Consider the following 17603-nt stretch of genomic DNA (forward strand, 5'->3'; position numbering starts at 1 on the left):
GAGTGATCCGGCGAGGAGGGCGTCCAGGGTGCTCGTCCACCGGCTCGGCGAACCATGCCAGGGGTTGTCATGGTTTGCCGTGAGGCTGACGGCATGGACACACTTTCCGGAAAGACCGCCCTGGTCGCGGGCGGCACCCGCGGTGCCAGCCGCGCGATCGCCGTTGAACTGGGCCGGGCTGGCGCCTTCGTGTACGTGACCGGGCGGAGCACGCGCGCCGGACGGTCCGAAGTGGACCGTCCGGAGACGATCGAGGAGACGGCCGAGCTGGTCGAGCGGGCCGGTGGCCGGGCGAAAGCGATCCGCGTGGACCACCTGGTCCCGGCCGAGGTCGAGGCGCTGGCCAAGGAGACCGGCCCGCTCGACATCCTGGTCGACGGCCTCTGGGGCGGCGACCAGCACCTCGGCTGGGGCAAGCCGGTGTGGGAGCACGACCTGGACGCGGGCCTGCGGATGATCCGCCTCGGCATCGACGCGCACCTGATCACCAGCCACTTCCTGCTGCCGCTGCTGATCGGCAAGCCGGGCGGGCTGGTCGTCGAGCTCACCGACGGGACGGCCGAGTACAACGCGAAGTACCGCGAAGGCACTTCGCTGCCGTTCTACCTGGCGAAGGCGTCGGCGCACCTGCTGGCGATCGGCGAGGCGGCCGAGCTGGCTTCCTTCGGTGCGACCGCGGTCGCGTTCACCCCGGGGTACCTGCGGTCGGAGGCGATGCTGGAGCACTACGGGGTGACGGAGGAGAACTGGCGCGACGCCTGCCCGCGGGTGCCGCTCTTCGAGATCTCGGAGACGCCGACGTTCTGCGGGCGGGCCGTGGCGGCGCTGGCGGCGGATCCGGCGCGGGACCGGTGGACCGGCCGGACGGTGAGCAGCGGCCAGCTGGCGAAGGAGTACGAGGTGGACGACGTCGACGGCAGCCGGCCGGACGCCTGGCGGTACATCACGGAGGTGGTGGAGGCGGGCCAGCCCGCGGACACCACCGGCTACCGCTGAGCGTTGCGGGCGGCCAGTTCCGCGCCGATCGCGGCGAGCGCCGCCCGCAGCTCCGGCGGCTCCAGCACCTCCACGCCCGGGCTCAACGCCACCAGCTGGCCGAGGCCGATCTCGTCGCCTTCCAGGGCGAGCTCGGCCTCGGCCCAGCCGTCGGCACCCGGCGCGCCCAGCGACACCACGGTGTCCGCCAGGTGCTCGCCGCCGAACACCCGGCGCAGCTCCCGGACCGCCGTCCGGTCCAGCCGGGCGCGCACCCGCACCGGCCGGGCCACCTGCTCGAACGCCGCCGACGACGACCGCCACCAGCCGGCCAGGTCGAACTCCGCCGGCCGGGAAAACGGCACGTCCGACAAAACGGCGTCGGCGATCCGCGAAACGCGGTAGGTCCGCAAGGCGTCGTCCGGGACCACCCGCGCGACCAGGTACCAGACGCCGGCCTTCAGGACGAGGCCGAACGGCTCCAGCTCCCGGGAAGCCACCTGGTCGCGGCGCCGGTAGGACACCGCGAGCCGTCGTTGCGTCCACACCGCCCGCACCACCGTGGCCAGCGCCGTCGGCTCGTCCGCCGAGCCGAACCAGCCCGGTGCGTCCAGGTGGAACCGCCCCGCGACCAGGGCCGCGTGGTCCCGCAGCTCGGCGGGCATGCCCGCGGACACCTTCGCCCGCGCCGCGCTGCCCGCCGTGTCCAGGCCGAGCCCGGCCAGCGCCTCCGGCACCCCGAGCGCGAACAGCGCGACGGCTTCCCGTGCGGTGAGGCCGTCGAGCCCGGACCGCCAGCCGTCGACCAGGCGGAAGCCGCCGTGCCGGCCCGGCTCCGTCCACAGAGGAACGCCCGCGTCGCGCAGGGCCGCGAGGTCGCGGTGCATCGTGCGCTCCGAGACGCCCAGTTCGGACGCGAGCTCGGCGGCGGTCGCGCTGCGTCGCCGTTGCAGCGTGAACAACAGCGCGACCAGCCGCTCGGCTTTCACCGGCTAGCGGTTGGCGCGGTTCACCGCCGAGACGACCGCGCGCAGCGACGCCGTGACGATCGACGGATCGATGCCGATGCCCCAGAACACCCGGTCCGAGATCGCGCACTCGATGTACGACGCCGCGCGCGAGTCGTCGCCCGGGGAAAGCGTGTGCTCGCTGTAGTCCAGCAGGCGCAGGTCGAAGCCGACCGTCGACAGCGCGTCGAAGAACGCCGCGATCGGGCCGTTGCCGCGGCCGGTGACCTCGTGCTCGTCACCCTCCACGCGGACTGTCGCGGTGATGTCGTACTCGCCGTCGCCGTTGTCGCGGACGTGCTGGCGGACCAGCTCCAGCGGCGTCTTCAGCTCCAGGTACTCGGCCGAGAACGCGTTGTACATCGTGGCCGGGTCGACCTCGCCGCCCTCGGAGTCGGTGTAGCGCTGGATGACCTTCGAGAACTCGATCTGCAGCCGCCGCGGCAGGTCGAGCTGGTGCTCGGCCTTCATGATGTAGGCGACGCCGCCCTTGCCGGACTGCGAGTTCACCCGGATCACGGCCTCGTACGTGCGGCCGACGTCCTTCGGGTCGATCGGCAGGTACGGGACCTCCCACGGGTGCTCGTCCACGGGTACGCCGGCCTTGCCGGCGGCGTCCTTCAGCGCGTCGAGGCCCTTGTTGATCGCGTCCTGGTGGCTGCCCGAGAACGCGGTGAACACCAGGTCGCCGCCCCACGGCGAGCGTTCGGGCACCGGCAGCTGGTTGCAGTACTCGACGGTCCGCTTGATCTCGTCCATGTCGGAGAAGTCGATCTGCGGGTCGATGCCCTGGCTGTAGAGGTTCATGCCCAGCGCGACCAGGTCGACGTTGCCGGTGCGCTCGCCGTTGCCGAACAGGCAGCCTTCGATCCGGTCGGCGCCGGCCTGGTAGCCCAGCTCGGCGGCGGCGATGCCGGTGCCGCGGTCGTTGTGCGGGTGCAGCGAGAGGATCACCGAGTCGCGGCGGGCCAGGTTCCGGCTCATCCACTCGATCGAGTCGGCGTAGACGTTCGGCGTGGCCATCTCGACGGTGGCCGGCAGGTTCAGGATCACCGGCCGCTCCGGCGTCGGCTGCCAGATTTCGGTGACGGCGTTGCAGACCTCGAGCGCGTAGGACAGCTCGGTGCCGGTGTAGGACTCCGGCGAGTACTGGTACCGGAAGTCCGTGTCCGGCTGCTTGGCGGCCAGCTCGACGACCAGTTCCGCGGCCTGCGTGGCGATCTTCTTGATGCCCTCGCGCTCCTCGCGGAAGACCACGCGGCGCTGCAGGATTGACGTCGAGTTGTAGATGTGGACGATCGCCCGCGGCGCGCCTTCGAGGGCCTGGAAGGTGCGCTCGATCAGCTCGTGGCGGCACTGGGTCAGCACCTGGATGCTGACGTCCTCCGGGATGGCGCCTTCGTCGATGATCTCGCGGACGAAGTCGAAGTCGGTCTGCGACGCGGCCGGGAAGCCGACCTCGATCTCCTTGTAGCCCATGCGGACCAGCAGGTCGAAGAACTTGCGCTTGCGCGCGGGCGACATCGGGTCGATCAGGGCCTGGTTACCGTCCCGCAGGTCGACGGCGCACCACAGCGGCGCGCGGTCGATGCGCTGTTCGGGCCAGGTGCGGTCGGGCAGGTCGATGTTCTCGACCAGGTCGTACCAGGGGCGGTAGCGGTGCACCGGCATGGACGTGCCGCGCTGGGTGTTCCAAGCGGGCTGGCCGGCGGGCGCGGGACGAGAGGGCTTGCGGATCTTGCTCATGGGATTTGGGGTGTCTCCAGCTCGACGGGTGCGACCGGCACCACGAAGCCCCGCGACGGGGAGCCGGTCCGGTCAGGCCCCGTCGCGGCAGCGAAGCAGGAGAGCACGCGCCACGGCCCCACCATAACCAGGCGAAGCCGTCCGAGGGAAGCCGGGCCGCGACGGAACTGTTACGTCCAGTCCGCCGATCGTGTTACCAGCGGGTAGCAATCGGCCCCTTCCCGTGCGAAACTGCGGGCATGGGTGAGCACGCAGAGTCGTCATCGGAGGACACGCGCGTTTCGCGCCGCGCCGCCGTCGACTGGCGCCAGACCGGCGGCCGGGTGGCCGCGCTGGTGGCCTCGATCGTCCGCTGGGTGGGGCTGATCTTCGCGGCGATCCTGGTGATCCACGTGATCTTCACGGTGGGCTCGGCGAACCCGGCGAACGGCATCGTCTCGTTCGTGAAGTCCTGGGCGGACAGCCTGGCGCTGGGGTTCAGCGACCTGTTCACACCGAGTGACGAGAAGCTGCGCGTGCTGGTGAACTACGGGATCGCGGCGATCTTCTGGCTCGTAGTGTCCGGGATCCTGGCGAAGGTGATCCGCCGGGTGGGCGGCGCGTCATAGCGCCGGCTTGCCCCACTCGTCGGTGAACGCGAACTCATCGAGCGGCAGCCGCACCCGGTCGGCCTTCTCGCGCTCGATCCGCCAGTCCTCCTCCAGCACCTCCGGTGACGCCGCCGACCCCACCGCGATCGCCACCTTCGGCACCGCGTCCTCCGGCAGGCTGAAGGAAGAACGAACCGCTTCGGGTGAGAACCCCGCCATCTGGTGCGCGATCAACCCCAGCTCCACCGCCTGCAGCACCAGGTTCTCCGACGCCAGCCCCAGCCCGTACTCGGCGTACGGGACGTCCCCCTTCGAGTTGGTCGTCACCAGCACGCCGACCAGCAGCAGGCTCGCCCGGTGCGCCCACGCCCGGTTGCCCGAATTCAGCGTCGAAAGGATCGCGTCGAACGATGGTGTGCCCCGCACGCCCACCAGGTAGCGGGCCGGCTGCGTGTTGCCGAACGACGGCGCCCAGCGGGCCGCCTCCAGCAGCGCCCGCACCTGCTCGTCGGTGACCGTCGCGGAAGCGTCGTAGGCCCGCGGGCTCCACCGTTCCGCCATCAGGGTTGCGATCGGGACGCTCGTCACAGCTGGTTTCCGCACGATCAAGACGGTACCTCCGAGTGCTGTGCATCACTCGGGAGGAAGGGCTCCGCGCATTCCGTTGGCATCGCGGAAGATTTACTTCCTGGGCACCCGCCGGACGGGTGCGCCCCACGTCAAGAGGGTGGCGGGGCGCCCGGGCCCCGGTAGGCTCCTGGTCAAATCATGGGACGCGGGGGCTCTCCGGTGCCCACCAGGGAGCCGCCCGGCCCGCGAGGAGGTTCGGGCGTGGCCCTCGTGGTCCAGAAGTACGGCGGATCGTCGCTGGAAAGTGCCGACCGGATCAAGCGCGTGGCGGAACGGATCGTCGCGACCAAGAAGGCGGGCAACGACGTCGTCGTCGTCTGCTCGGCCATGGGTGACACCACGGACGAGCTGCTCGACCTGGCGCAGCAGGTCAACCCGGCGCCGCCGGAGCGGGAAATGGACATGCTGCTCACCGCCGGTGAGCGCATCTCGAACTCGCTGGTCGCGATGGCCATCGCGGCCCAGGGCGCCGAGGCGTGGTCGTTCACCGGCTCGCAGGCCGGCGTCGTGACCACGTCCGTGCACGGCAACGCGCGCATCATCGACGTCACCCCGAGCCGGGTCACCGAGGCCCTCGAGCAGGGGTACATCGCGCTCGTGGCGGGCTTCCAGGGCGTCGCGCAGGACACCAAGGACATCACCACGCTGGGCCGCGGCGGCTCGGACACCACCGCCGTCGCGCTCGCCGCCGCGCTGAACGCCGACGTCTGCGAGATCTACTCCGATGTGGACGGTGTGTACACGTCGGACCCGCGGGTGGTGCCGGACGCGCGCAAGCTCGACACCGTCACGTACGAGGAAATGCTCGAGCTCGCCGCGAGCGGGTCGAAGATCCTGCACCTGCGTTCGGTCGAGTACGCGCGCCGCTACGGCGTCCCGATCCGAGTCCGTTCTTCCTACAGCGACAAGCCGGGCACCACGGTGACCGGTTCTATCGAGGAGATCCCCGTGGAACAAGCCCTGATCACCGGTGTGGCGCACGACCGCTCCGAAGCCAAGATCACGGTGACCGGGGTGCCGGACCACACCGGTGCCGCGGCCCGGATCTTCCGCGTGATCGCCGACGCCGAGATCGACATCGACATGGTGCTGCAGAACGTGTCCAGCACCGTCTCCGGCCGCACGGACATCACGTTCACGCTGTCGAAGGCCAACGGCGCCAAGGCCGTCAAGGAGCTGGAGAAGGTCAAGGCGGAGATCGGCTTCGAGTCGGTCCTCTACGACGACCACGTCGGCAAGGTGTCGCTGGTGGGCGCCGGGATGCGCTCGCACCCGGGTGTCACGGCGACGTTCTGTGAGGCGCTCGCCCAGGCCGGCGTCAACATCGAAATCATCAACACCTCGGAGATCCGCATCTCGGTGCTGATCCGGGACGCGCAGCTCGACGAGGCCGTGCGCGCGATCCACGAGGCGTTCGAACTCGGCGGCGACGAAGAAGCCGTCGTCTACGCGGGGAGTGGTCGCTGATGGCGGACGGGCTGCGGGTCGGGGTGGTCGGCGCGACCGGCCAGGTCGGCGCGGTGATGCGCAAGCTGCTGGCGGAACGGGAGTTCCCGATCGCCGAGCTCCGGTACTTCGCTTCGGCGCGCTCGGCGGGGTCGAAGCTTCCCTGGCGGGACACCGAAATCACGGTCGAGGACGCTTCGACGGCGGATCTGTCCGGTTTGGACATCGCGCTGTTCTCCGCGGGCGGCTCGACGTCGAAGGCGCAGGCCCCGCGGTTCGCGGCGGCCGGTGCCACGGTGATCGACAACTCCTCGGCGTTCCGGATGGACCCGGACGTGCCGCTGGTCGTCAGCGAGGTCAACCCCGAGGCAATCAAACTCAGTGGCAGGGGGATCATCGCGAACCCCAACTGCACCACGATGGCCGCGATGCCGGTGCTGAAGCCGCTGCACGACGAGGCCGGGCTGGTCCGGCTGGTCGCCTCGACCTACCAGGCGGTGTCCGGCAGCGGGCTGGCCGGCGTCGACGAGCTGGCCGGCCAGGTGAAGGCGGCCGCGGACCACGCGTCGCTGCTGACGCACGACGGCGCGGCGATCGACTTCCCGAAGCCGGAGAAGTACGTCCGGCCGATCGCGTTCAACGTCCTGCCGATGGCGGGGTCCATTGTGGACGACGGCGAGCTGGAGACGGACGAAGAGAAGAAGTTCCGCAACGAGAGCCGCAAGATCCTGAGCATCCCGGGGCTGGCGGTGTCGTGCACCTGCGTGCGCGTGCCGGTCTTCTCCGGGCACTCGATCTCGGTGAACGCCCAGTTCGAGCGGTCCCTGACCGTCGAGCGCGCAACGGAACTGCTGACCCACGCGCCGGGCGTCGAGCTCTCCGAGGTGCCGACCCCGCTGCAGGCGGCGGGCAACGACCCGAGCTACGTCGGCCGCATCCGCGTCGACCAGAGCACCGAGAACGGGCTGGCGCTGTTCATCTCCAACGACAACCTGCGCAAGGGCGCGGCACTCAACGCCGTGCAGATCGCCGAGCTGGTGGCCCAGCAGCTCTGACGACCCACGCCGAAGGCCCCGCACCGCAAGCGGCGCGGGGCCTTCGCGCGGTCACGGCCGGGTGGTCGAGCCGTGGCAGGCGAGGTAGCGCGTCTTGACGAACTCGTGGACCGGCTTGCCGCCGTAGGCCCAGACCAGCGCGTCCGCGTGCGTGCCGAGCACCTTGAACTGCTCGACGGCTTCGTCGCACCGGCCGTTCACCACGAGCGCCTTGGCCGCGTAGGCGCGGTCACGCAGGTTCGCGGGGTGGTCCCGGCCCTCGCCGGCCAGCCAAGGCACGACGACGTCGAGCGCGCGCTGAGTCCGTTCGCTCTGCCACGCCTCGACGCCCTTGTCTTCCGCTTCGTGCGCGGCGACGAGGGCCAGGCCCGCGAGCTTCGGGGCCTTCGCCGCGGCCTCGTCGGCGAAGGCGAACATCTGCTCGTGCGAGCCGAACCACTTGGCGCACCAGTACTGCAGTGCCTGTTCGTGAGCGGCGCGGTGGAGCGGGTCCCGGGCCACGAGCTCCGCCCATACCGCGCGGAAGCCGTCGTTGTCGTACTGCCGTCCGCGCGCGACCATGAGCATCGTGCACCACGGGGTGGGGTCCTCCGGCACGGCGTCGACCGCGGCGCGCGTTGCCGCTTCGGCGTCCTCGAGCACCCGGAAGAACCCCGCCCACTGCTCCTCGGAGACGTGCTCGGGGGTGGCCCTCGTGCGGATCTGCCAGGCCAGCGCGACCAGACCCTGGGCGTTGACGACGGCCGCGTCCGCGCTCCCGGACGCCAGCCACTCCTTCAGCGGAGCGTCGTCGTCCGCGGCGGCGTCCCCGAGCTGCTGCACGGCGAAGGCGCGGCGGTCCCAGTCGGTGCCCAGGTCGGTCAGCAGCGCGGCGGCCGGCCGCCAGTCACCGGCGCGGTAGGCCGTGACGGCGTCGGCGACGCGGGCGTCGGCGATGAACGGCGCCGCCGACACCTCCTGGCCCGCCGGCAGCCCCCACCGGGTGACGTCCAGCAGCTCGGACTTCGGCTTGTCGTCCTGGGGGACGAACTGCGCGAGCTCGTCACGGGAGAGCGTCTTCGCGTACTCCTCGACGGTCATCCCGCGGGCCCGGGCCGCCTTGACCAGCGCGACGGCGGCCTTGCGCCGCTTGGAGTTGAACAACGACAACACGGTTCCTCCTCAGGAACGAACGGGCAGCACGCCGGTGGCGGCCAGCAGGCGGCGCAGCGGCGCCGTGTCGTGGTCGGCCGCCGCCGCGGCGTCGAGGGCCGCGGTCAGCTCGCGGTCGTGCGGTGCGGCGACGACGAATTCGGGTGGTCCGGACCAGGACAGCTTCCAGTGCGCCACCTCGGCTTCCGCGAGGTACGCCTGGACCACAGTGGACAGCCGCTCGCGGACCGAAGGGGCGGCGAACTCGCGCTGGGCCCGGGGACCGGCCGACGCCGGCGGCTTGCGTTCCGGATCGGCCAGGTCGGCCCCACGGCCGGCGTCGATGCGGTCGAGGGCCTGCGCGATCGTCCCGCCCGGGCCCAGGATCCGGGCCGCCTCGCGGGTGACGGTGTGCCGGACGCCGAGGTCGACCAGCCGGTCCCAGTTCGTGCGCCGCTTGGCCTTCGCCTTGTCCGACAGGTCGGAGGCTATCGCCGCCTCCAGCGTCGTGGCCGGGTCGCGGAGGATCTCGCTCGCCGGGTGGCCGCCGCCGGGCCGTCCCGGCACCGCCGGCAGCGCATCGAGCGCCGCGATCCGGTCCGGCGTCGGCGGGTGCGTGGCGTACCGGGAGTCCTCTTTGGCCGGTGGGTCCCACCGGACGCGGTCGAACTCACCGGCGCGGGTTTCGTCGGCGAGCAGCGCCGTGAACCCGCCGGCCAGCCGGTCCGGCAGGTAGCCGGCGTCCCAGCCGATGGCGACATAGCGGTCGAAGTAGAAGTCCCAGGCGACGTCGAGGACTTCGACCTCGCGCAGCACGCCGGTCATCGCCGCGGTGCCGGCGACGCGGGCCGCGGCGGCGTCGGCGGCGAGCTCCTGACGGCGGCAGACCGCGGCGGACACCGCGAAGTAGAGCTTCGCGTAGAGGACGAACAGCCTGCGGACCAGGCCCTTGAACCAGCCGTCGCCACCCAGGCCGGCCAGCGCCCGCTCGATCGACCGGCGGCCGCGGTAGGTCAGCCCGGCCAGCCGCGTGTCGTGGTTGCTGTAGTGCCCGAGTTCGTGCCCGAGCAGTGCGCACAGCTGGTCGTGGCGCAGCCCGGCGAGCAGCTGCGCGCCGATGAACATCTCGCGCCGGCGGACCCGCAGGCCGAGCCAGCCGGTGCGCTCGCGGACGCCGGCGTTGACCTCGCTGACCAGCGTGATCGTGTCCGGGGGCCGGGTGCCGACCGCGGCGGCCAGCTCCTCGACCAGCGCCCACAGCGCGGGCTCCTCCGCCCGCGTCGCCGCGACGCCGGGCACGGCGTCCCCGCGCGTCCGTTCGATCACGAACAGGGCCTTGAGCAGGGCGTACGACATCGGCACCGCGACGACGGCGAGCTTGATCGCCAAGATGCCGGAGTGGTGCCGGAAGAAGTAGTACTCGGTCACGGCCAGGCCGCCGACGACCAGGAACACCAGCGCCGGGAACCCGGCGAGCAGGGCGACCGCGACGAGCGCGCGCCACGACGTCTTCACAATGGATCGATCCTCCCCGTGCCGTCCCTCCCCGGACGGTCGGCTCATTCTGCCCGAGTGATCGCCGCCGCGGATTTCTTTTTGCTCACGAAGAAATCGCGTTGGTGTTTTGGTTGCGGCTGGGGGAACCTGTGCACCGCAAGCGAGTCAAGGGGAGGAACCATGTACACCGCTGTCGACGGCGCCCGCGTCCCGATCCGGATGTGGGCGGACCCCGCGTCCGTCGAAGACCAGGCCATGCGGCAGCTGCACAACGTCGCGAACCTGCCGTGGGTGCACGGCGTCGCCGTGATGCCCGACGTCCACTACGGCAAGGGCGCGACCGTCGGCAGCGTCATCGCGATGCGCGACGCCGTCTCGCCAGCTGCGGTCGGCGTGGACATCGGCTGCGGGATGAGCGCCGTCCGGACGTCCCTCACCGCGAAGGACCTGCCGGACGACCTCGGCAAGCTGCGCCGGCGCATCGAGAGCGCCGTGCCGGTCGGCTTCGGGCTGCACAAGACGCCGGTGAACCCGGCCAAGGTGCACGGCGTGGGTGGCTGGGACGCGTTCTGGAAGCAGTTCGCCGAGCTGCACGCCGGCGTCCAGGAGCTGCACGACCGCGCCGCGCGGCAGATCGGCAGCCTCGGCGGCGGCAACCACTTCATCGAGGTCTGCCTCGAGCAGGGCGGCGCCGACGAGGGCCGGGTCTGGCTGATGCTGCACTCGGGTTCGCGCAACATCGGCAAGGAGCTGGCCGAGCGGCACATGGCGGTCGCCCGGAAGCTGCCGCACAACGCCGACCTGCCCGATCCCGACCTCGCGGTGTTCGTCGCCGGCACGCCGGAGATGCAGGCGTACCGGCGCGACCTGTTCTGGGCGCAGGACTACGCGGCGCGCAACCGCGCGACGATGGTCGCGCTCGTGAAGCTGGCGCTGGCGGAGGTCGTGCCGGGCACGACGTTCGACGACGCGATCTCGTGCCACCACAACTACGTCGCCGAGGAGACCTACGACGGCGTCGAGCTGCTCGTCACCCGGAAGGGCGCGATCCGCGCCGGATCGGGTGATCTCGGGATCATCCCGGGCAGCATGGGAACGGGGTCGTACATCGTCCGCGGGCTGGGCAACGACTCGTCGTTCCGGTCGGCGTCGCACGGCGCGGGCCGCCGGATGTCGCGGAACAAGGCGAAGAAGCTGTTCACCGCCGACGACCTCGCGGCCCAGACGGCGGGTGTGGAGTGCCGCAAGGACTCCGGCGTGGTCGACGAGATCCCGGCGGCGTACAAGGACATCGATTCGGTGATCCGCGCGCAGACGGACCTGGTCGAGGTGGTGGCGCACCTCAAGCAGGTGGTCTGCGTCAAGGGCTGAGCGGTACCTTGGCGCCATGACGAGGGGTGGAATCACGGCTGCGCTGCTGACCTCGGCGGCACTGGCCTCGGCGGTACTGCTGAGCGGGTGCGCCGAGGTCGGCAACGCGGTCGACCAGGGGAGCCGGACGGCGGACAAGGTGAGCGCGTGCACCGAGGCCCTCGGCCTCGCGGACCTGAACCCCCTGGTCGACCCGGCCAAGCTCAAGGCCCGAGCCGCCGACAAGGAACGGCGGCTGCGCGAGCTGGCCGGGAACGTCCAGGACCAGGACGTGAAGAACGCGCTGCTCGGCATGGCGGGCTCGTACGTCGAGGTGCAGAAGGAACGCATCGAGGACGCCGGCGTGGTGGCCGGGTGGGTACAGCGCAACGTCACGAAGCTCGACGCCCTGCGCGCCGCCTGCAGCTGAGCCGCGGCCCCGGAAGCACCCCAATGTGGCGTTCGGTGCGTTGGATGCACCGAACGCCACATTGGGTGCGTCGGACGCACCGAACGCCACATTGGGTGCGTGGGACGCACCGAACGCCACATTGGGTGCGTGGGACGCAACCAACGCCACATTGGTTGCGTCGGACGCAACCAACGCCACATTGGGGCGCTCGGGCCGGGCCGGGGAAGGGAGCCGGTCGTGCTTACCCGGCGCTAGCTGCGGCTTTCGGCCAGCGCCGGTTCCGGGGCCGGCGCGGGTGAGCGGCGCCGCAGCAAGCCCGCCGAGGCGATCACCAGGCCGCCGAGGCCCGCCGCCGCGAAGCCCCAGGCCGGGGTCGAGTGGTCGATCGCGAAGCCGACCACCGGGCCGCCCAGGGCCAGGCCCATGCGGGTGAACGCGTCCTGCAGGCCCATGGCCTCGCCGCGGACCTGGGGTGGGGCGATCCGGCTGACCGTCTCGGTCGTCGCGGCCAGGGTCGGGGCGCACGGCAGGTTCGTCGGGATCAGGACCAGCATCAGCAGCCACCACGGCTGGTCCGCCAGGCCCACCGGGATCACCAGCAGCGCGAGCAGCAGCATCAGCACGCCCTGCGGCAGCGACCGCTTCACCGCGCCGTGCACGATGCCGCCGAGGATCGAGGCCGCGCACATCACCGCGATGACCAGTCCCGTCACGCCGAGGTCGCCGTGCGCGCGCAGCACCGCCAGCGTCGCCAGCTCGGTGCCCACCAGCACGAACAACGTGCCGGCCGCGATCAGCAGGGTCGCCACGAGCCGGCCGGTCAGCCAGCTGCGCAGCGGCGGCCGGGTGCCCGGCGCGTCCGGCTCGTCGAGGACCGCTTCGCGGATCGGCGGGTCGACCAGCCAGATCAGGAACGCCGTACCGCCGAACAGCAGGCCGAGCGCGGTGAGCGTCCACATCGGGGAGAACGCCGTGATGGCCGCGATGCCCGCCGCGGGGCCGATCATGAACGTCGCTTCGATCGAGATGGTGTCGAGCGAATAGGCCGCGCGGCGCTCCGAAAGCGGCACGAGCGTGGCCAGGACCTGCCGGGCCAGCGAGCCCGCCGGCACCGAAAGCATCCCGGCCGGCAGCGCGACGACGGCGAGGGCCGCGAACGGCAGGTGCGGCGCGGCGACCCAGAACACCGTCGTGCCGATCCCGCACACCGCGACGACCGGGCGCAGCCCGTACCGGTCGAAGCAGCGGCCCAGCAGCGGCGCGCCGAGCGCCATCCCGAGGGTGACGCCGCCGCCGACCAGGCCGGCGGCCCCGTAGCCGCGGCCGAGCCCGGTGACGATGTACAGCGTCATGAGCACGCCGTTCATGGTCATCGGGAGGCGCGCCAGGAACATCAGGGCCATCGTCGAGGGGACGCGGGGGACGGAGAGCACCCGGCGGTAGGGCTGCAGTGGCACGCCTTCGATGAGAACCCAAGGTGGTACGCGCGTGCAACATATTTCCGCGGCCGTGCCCTGGCGCCCAGAAATTCTGAGAGCTACTCTCTCTTGGTAGTCACTACCAATTGGGGGTCGCTATGACGCAAACCTATCCGCGCAGGTGGTGGGCGCTCGGTGCGCTCGCGGTGAGCCTGCTGACCATCGGGCTCGACCTGACCGTGCTCAACGTGGCCATGCCGACCCTGGCCGTCGACCTCGGCGCCACGACCACGCAGCTGCAGTGGTTCGGTAACGCCTACACGCTCTCGCTGGCCGCGTTGCTGCTGCCGGCCGGCCTGTCCGGCGACCGCTTCGGCCCGAAGAAACTGCTGCTCGGCGCCCTCGTCGTGTTCGGGCTGGCCTCGCTGTGGTGCGCCTACGCCGGGTCGCCGGGCGAGCTGATCGCGGCCCGGGCCGGGCTCGGTGTCGGCGCTGCGTTCCTCATCCCGCTCTCGCTCTCGCTGCTGAACATCCTGTTCCCGCCGGAGGAGCGGGCGAAGGCGCTGACGACGTGGGTGATGGCCATGTTCGCCGGCATCCCGCTCGGGCCGCTGCTCGGCGGCTGGCTGCTCGACCACTTCGCGTGGGGCTCGGTGTTCCTGATCAACGTCCCGCTGACCGCGGCCGGCGTGGTCGCGGTGCTGTTCCTCCTGCCGCTGACGCGCGGTGCCGGGCGCGGCGCGATCGACTTCACCGGCATCGCGCTCTCGACGGCCGGCCTGGTCGCGCTCACCTACGGGTTCGTCCACGCCGGCGAACACGGCTGGGCCGACCCGGTGACCTACGGCCTGGTCGCGCTCGGCGCCGTCCTGCTGGCGGTGTTCTGCTGGACGCAGACGCGGGTGGCCGCGCCCCTCACTGACCTGGCGTTGTTCCGCGAACCGCGGTTCGCCTGGGGTGCGGTGCTGGCCACGGTGGCGTCCTTCGCGCTGATGGGCCTGTTGTTCGTGCTCCCGCAGCTGTTCCAGGCGGTGCAGGGCGCCGACGCCCTGCCGACCGGCGTGCGGCTGCTGCCGCTGATCGGCGGGATGCTCGTCGCGGCGAAGCTCGCCGAGCGGCTGGTCGCCGTCCTCGGCGTGCGCGTGGTCGTCACGGCCGGGTTCGTCCTGCTCGCGGCCGGGCTGGCGTGGGGCTCGACGACGTCGCCCTCCGACGGCTACGGCGCCACCGTGGGCTGGGAGATCGTCATCGGGCTCGGCACCGGTTCGACGCTGCCGCCGCTGATGACGATGGCGATGGGCGCGCTCACCGAGGGCCGCTCGGGCGCCGGATCGGCGCTGATCCAGGCGTTGCGCCAGGTCGGCGGCACGATCGGCGTCGCGGTGCTGGGCACGGTGCTGAACAGCGGTTACCGCGACGGCGTCGACGTGCGGGGGCTGCCCGCGCCGGTCGCCGACGCGGTCCGCGGCAGCGCGTCGGCCGCCGTCGCCGTGGCGGGGCAGCTCCACCGGCCCGCGCTGGCCGCCTCCGCGCGGGCCGCGTTCACCGATGGGATGGCCGGGACGCTGTGGGTGTGCGCCGGTCTGGGCGTCGTGGGCGCGCTGCTCGCGCTGCTGTTCCTGCCCGGCCGGGCAGGCGCGGGGGCGCTGCCGCGAGAATCGGAGCATGACGTCGTCGCCATCTGAGCCCACGGGGCTGCGGGAACGGAAGAAGGCCCGGACGCGCGCCGCGATCCAGCGGCACGCGTTGCGGCTGTTCCACGAGCAGGGCTACAGCGCGACGACGGTGGACCAGATCGCGGCCGCGGCGGAGATCTCGCCCAGCACCTTCTTCCGGTACTTCCCGACGAAGGAAGCCACGGTGCTCTACGACCCGTTCGACCCGGTGCTCATCGAAGCGGCACTGGCGCAGGCCCCCGAGCTGAGCCCGATCGGCGCGCTGCGGGCGACGATGGGCTTCATCCGCGAGCAGATCCCCGCCGACGCGTGGGAGGACGAGCGGCAGCGCCAGTTGCTGGTGTTCCGGGAGCCGGAGCTGCGGACCGCGGTGATGGACAAGTTCGCCGAGGGCATCGACCTGCTGGCGAGCCTCGCCGCGCGCCGCACCGGCCGGTCCGCGGACGACTTCGAGGCGCGAAACTGGGCCGGCGCGGTGGTCGGCGTGGTGATGGCGGCGTTCGTCGGGGCCGCGGGGGACCCCGACGCCGACCCGCTGGTGGTGGTCGACCGGGCGGTCGCCCACCTGGAGGCCGGCCTGCCGTTGTGAGGGTGCGCGCCGCGCGTACGGCCCGCCGGGCCGCGAACCGCTCACCGACCCGCCCGGCGGGGGCCGCCCCGCGCATGGCCCGGCCGCCGCGACCGTCCGCTGCGAGCGCCCGGCCGCCGCGACCGCCCGCTGCGGCCGCCCTGTCCCGCCGACCACGGCCGCCGCACATCGCCGGAGCACCGCGGAACCCGCCCACCGGCGCCGTCAGTGCACTTTGGACAGTCCCTGCCGCAGCGCGCCCGCCATCTCCGACACCGCCTCGCGGAACCGCGTCCCCACCCCGGTGAAGTTGATGAACCCGTGGATCAGGTCCTCCTGCCGCCGCAGCGCGACATCCACCCCCGCTTCGGCGAGCTTCTCCGCGTACGCCTCACCTTCGTCGCGCAACGGGTCGAAGCCCGCCGTGACGACCAGCGCCGGCGGCAGGCCGCTCAGGTCCTCCGCGTGCAGCGGGGAAAGGCGCGGATCCGTCAGGTCCGTGCCCTCCGGCACGTAATGCCGCTCGAACCACTTCATGTGCACGTCGGTCAGGAACAGGTCCTCGGCGAACAGGTCCTGCGAGCGGTAGCGCCGCGCGAAGTCCGTCGCCGGGTAGATCAGCAGCTGGAACGCCGGTACCGGGCCGCCGCGGCGCAGTGCCTGCTGGGCCGTCACCGCGGCGAGGTTGCCGCCTGCGCTGTCGCCGCCGACCGCGATGCGGGCCGGGTCCGCGCCCAGGTCACCCGCCTTCGCCACCGCGTATTCGAACGCCGCCAGCGCGTCCTCCGTCGCCGCCGGGAACGGGAACTCCGGGGCCAGGCGGTACTCGATCGACAGCACCCGCACCCCGGCGTGCTTGGCCAGGAACCGCACCGCGTTGTCGTGGCTCGAGCGGGTGCCGATCACCCAGCCGCCGCCGTGGAAGAACACCAGCAGCGGCGACTTCTCCGGCAGCCCGACCGGCGTGTAGAGCGTCGCCGGCAGTCCATCCATGCCCCCGCCGCCACCCTCAACGGAGAAGCTCCGCTTCGCTGATCCATCCGTGTCGGGGGCCGGGATGGCGAGCTCGCGCACCGAAACCGGCTCGATCGGCCGGCCGCTGACCAGGTGCCGGCCCTGGTCGAGCAGGGCGCGGGACCGCTCGACCGAGCCGCGCACCAGCTCCGCGCGGGCGATCTTCTGCAGCCGGAGCAGCAGCTGGGCGTCGAGCGCGAGGTCCTGGCCGTCGATGCGGACCGGGCGGCCCGCGACCGCCCGCCGCACCGGCGTGGGCAGCCAGAACGCGAGCTGCGACGCGGCCGCCTGGGCGCGGACCGGGAGCGGGATCGCCATGGTTCCTCCAACAGCGTCGGGACTGCTCCGGAGGTTACTTGCCGGTAGGTAACAGGTCCAGCTGTGACCGGCGCCTCGGTCCCAGAGTCTGGTCCTCCAGTTAAGTAGAGGGGTTAGCCTGGAAAACGTGACTTCAGCCAGGACGATCAACGTGCTCGGGATCGGCGGCTCTCTGCGTGAGGGCTCCCAGTCCGAACGCGCGCTGCAGATCGCGCTCGACGGCGCCGCGGAGGTGGGCGTCCGGACCCGGCTGATCCCCGGCCCGGAACTCGTCCTGCCCTTCTACGACGCCGGCGTCCCCGAGCGCGACGAGCGCGCCACCCGGCTCATCGAGGCCATCCGGGCGGCCGACGGGCTCATCGTCGTCTCGCCCGGGTACCACGGCGCCCTGTCCGGCCTGGTCAAGAACGCCTTGGACTACGTCGAGGACCTGCGCGAAGACCGCCGTCCGTACCTCGACGGCCGCGCGGTCGGCCTGGCCGCCGTCGCGTACGGCTGGCAGGCTGCGGTGACCACGCTCGAACAGCTCCGCACGATCACGCACGCCCTGCGCGGCTGGGCCACCCCGCTGGGTGGCTCGATCAACTCGGCCGAGACCAAGTTCGACGAAGGCGGCGGCGCGTCGGACGAGAAGAGCGTCCGCACCCTTCGCCTGATCGGGCGGCAGGTCGCCGAATTCGCCGTGACACGCGCCGCATGACGTTTCGCCCGGCGGCGCCCGGGTAAGTCAGTCCACGTGACGCCTGCCATGTGGGGGCACTGTTCCGCGG

General features: G+C 71.9%; 16 protein-coding genes. 9 read left to right on the forward strand and 7 right to left on the reverse strand.

Annotated features, from left to right (window positions below; translation table 11 throughout):
* Positions 1 to 93: 93 nt before the first annotated feature.
* Positions 94 to 996 carry an SDR family oxidoreductase gene (locus C2L59_RS42145; RefSeq protein ID WP_103355188.1) on the forward strand — a complete coding sequence of 301 codons (903 nt, stop codon included), beginning with the start codon at positions 94 to 96 and terminating at the stop codon, positions 994 to 996.
* On the opposite strand, the gene C2L59_RS42150 is transcribed toward C2L59_RS42145, so the two are convergent.
* Together C2L59_RS42150 and leuA are read right to left on the reverse strand one after the other, a co-directional pair.
* A complete protein-coding gene (locus C2L59_RS42150; RefSeq protein WP_103355189.1) occupies positions 987 to 1964 on the reverse strand; it encodes a YafY family protein in 978 nt (325 codons plus the stop codon). The genes C2L59_RS42145 and C2L59_RS42150 overlap by 10 nt on opposite strands.
* A gap of 3 nt (positions 1965 to 1967) precedes the next feature.
* A complete protein-coding gene (gene leuA / locus C2L59_RS42155) occupies positions 1968 to 3728 on the reverse strand; it encodes a 2-isopropylmalate synthase (RefSeq protein ID WP_199199645.1) in 1761 nt (586 codons plus the stop codon).
* Positions 3729 to 3967: 239 nt separating this feature from the next.
* Here leuA and C2L59_RS42160 point away from each other — a divergent pair, with 239 nt between their 5' ends.
* Positions 3968 to 4336: a hypothetical protein gene (locus C2L59_RS42160; RefSeq protein WP_103355191.1), complete on the forward strand. Its 369-nt coding sequence runs from the start codon at positions 3968 to 3970 to the stop codon at positions 4334 to 4336.
* Here the strand turns inward: C2L59_RS42160 and C2L59_RS42165 are convergent.
* Positions 4331 to 4921 carry a nitroreductase family protein gene (locus C2L59_RS42165; RefSeq protein ID WP_233223998.1) on the reverse strand — a complete coding sequence of 197 codons (591 nt, stop codon included), beginning with the start codon at positions 4919 to 4921 and terminating at the stop codon, positions 4331 to 4333. The genes C2L59_RS42160 and C2L59_RS42165 overlap by 6 nt on opposite strands.
* Positions 4922 to 5149: 228 nt before the next feature.
* On the opposite strand from C2L59_RS42165, the gene C2L59_RS42170 reads away from it, so the two are divergent.
* Both C2L59_RS42170 and C2L59_RS42175 read left to right on the forward strand, forming a co-directional pair.
* Entirely contained in the window at positions 5150 to 6415 is a 1266-nt protein-coding gene (locus C2L59_RS42170) for an aspartate kinase (RefSeq protein WP_103355193.1), read from the forward strand.
* Entirely contained in the window at positions 6415 to 7449 is a 1035-nt protein-coding gene (locus C2L59_RS42175; RefSeq protein WP_103355194.1) for an aspartate-semialdehyde dehydrogenase, read from the forward strand. Before C2L59_RS42170 ends, C2L59_RS42175 begins: the two co-directional genes overlap by 1 nt.
* A gap of 51 nt (positions 7450 to 7500) precedes the next feature.
* Here C2L59_RS42175 and C2L59_RS42180 read toward each other — a convergent pair whose 3' ends face one another.
* Both C2L59_RS42180 and C2L59_RS42185 read right to left on the reverse strand, forming a co-directional pair.
* On the reverse strand, positions 7501 to 8601 hold the full coding sequence (locus tag C2L59_RS42180) for a DUF4034 domain-containing protein (protein WP_103355195.1): 1101 nt from the start codon (positions 8599 to 8601) through the stop codon (positions 7501 to 7503).
* Between the two features lie 9 nt (positions 8602 to 8610).
* Positions 8611 to 10095: a M48 family metallopeptidase gene (locus C2L59_RS42185; RefSeq protein WP_103355196.1), complete on the reverse strand. Its 1485-nt coding sequence runs from the start codon at positions 10093 to 10095 to the stop codon at positions 8611 to 8613.
* Positions 10096 to 10257: 162 nt separating this feature from the next.
* Here C2L59_RS42185 and C2L59_RS42190 point away from each other — a divergent pair, with 162 nt between their 5' ends.
* Positions 10258 to 11448, forward strand: coding sequence for an RtcB family protein (locus tag C2L59_RS42190; protein ID WP_103355197.1), 1191 nt, complete (start codon positions 10258 to 10260; stop codon positions 11446 to 11448).
* 16 nt (positions 11449 to 11464) lie between these two features.
* Positions 11465 to 11857, forward strand: a complete 393-nt coding sequence (locus C2L59_RS42195) for a hypothetical protein (protein ID WP_103355198.1) — start codon at positions 11465 to 11467, stop codon at positions 11855 to 11857.
* A gap of 233 nt (positions 11858 to 12090) precedes the next feature.
* Here the strand turns inward: C2L59_RS42195 and C2L59_RS42205 are convergent, their stop codons facing one another.
* Entirely contained in the window at positions 12091 to 13233 is a 1143-nt protein-coding gene (locus C2L59_RS42205) for an MFS transporter (RefSeq protein ID WP_103355264.1), read from the reverse strand.
* 182 nt (positions 13234 to 13415) lie between these two features.
* Here C2L59_RS42205 and C2L59_RS42210 point away from each other — a divergent pair, with 182 nt between their 5' ends.
* Positions 13416 to 14942 carry a DHA2 family efflux MFS transporter permease subunit gene (locus C2L59_RS42210; RefSeq protein ID WP_233223999.1) on the forward strand — a complete coding sequence of 509 codons (1527 nt, stop codon included), beginning with the start codon at positions 13416 to 13418 and terminating at the stop codon, positions 14940 to 14942.
* Between the two features lie 61 nt (positions 14943 to 15003).
* Positions 15004 to 15522, forward strand: coding sequence for a TetR family transcriptional regulator (locus tag C2L59_RS42215; protein ID WP_103355265.1), 519 nt, complete (start codon positions 15004 to 15006; stop codon positions 15520 to 15522).
* 204 nt (positions 15523 to 15726) lie between these two features.
* Here C2L59_RS42215 and C2L59_RS42220 read toward each other — a convergent pair whose 3' ends face one another.
* Positions 15727 to 16833 (reverse strand): alpha/beta hydrolase, encoded by a 1107-nt coding sequence (locus C2L59_RS42220; protein WP_103355201.1) that lies wholly within the window; start codon positions 16831 to 16833, stop codon positions 15727 to 15729.
* A gap of 151 nt (positions 16834 to 16984) precedes the next feature.
* On the opposite strand from C2L59_RS42220, the gene C2L59_RS42225 reads away from it, so the two are divergent.
* Complete coding sequence (locus C2L59_RS42225) at positions 16985 to 17533, forward strand: NADPH-dependent FMN reductase (protein WP_103355202.1); 549 nt, start codon at positions 16985 to 16987, stop codon at positions 17531 to 17533.
* Positions 17534 to 17603 lie beyond the last annotated feature (70 nt).

Origin of the sequence: Amycolatopsis sp. CA-128772 (assembly GCF_002904295.1) — a bacterium.
In the GTDB taxonomy this organism is placed as follows: Bacteria; Actinomycetota; Actinomycetes; order Mycobacteriales; family Pseudonocardiaceae; genus Amycolatopsis.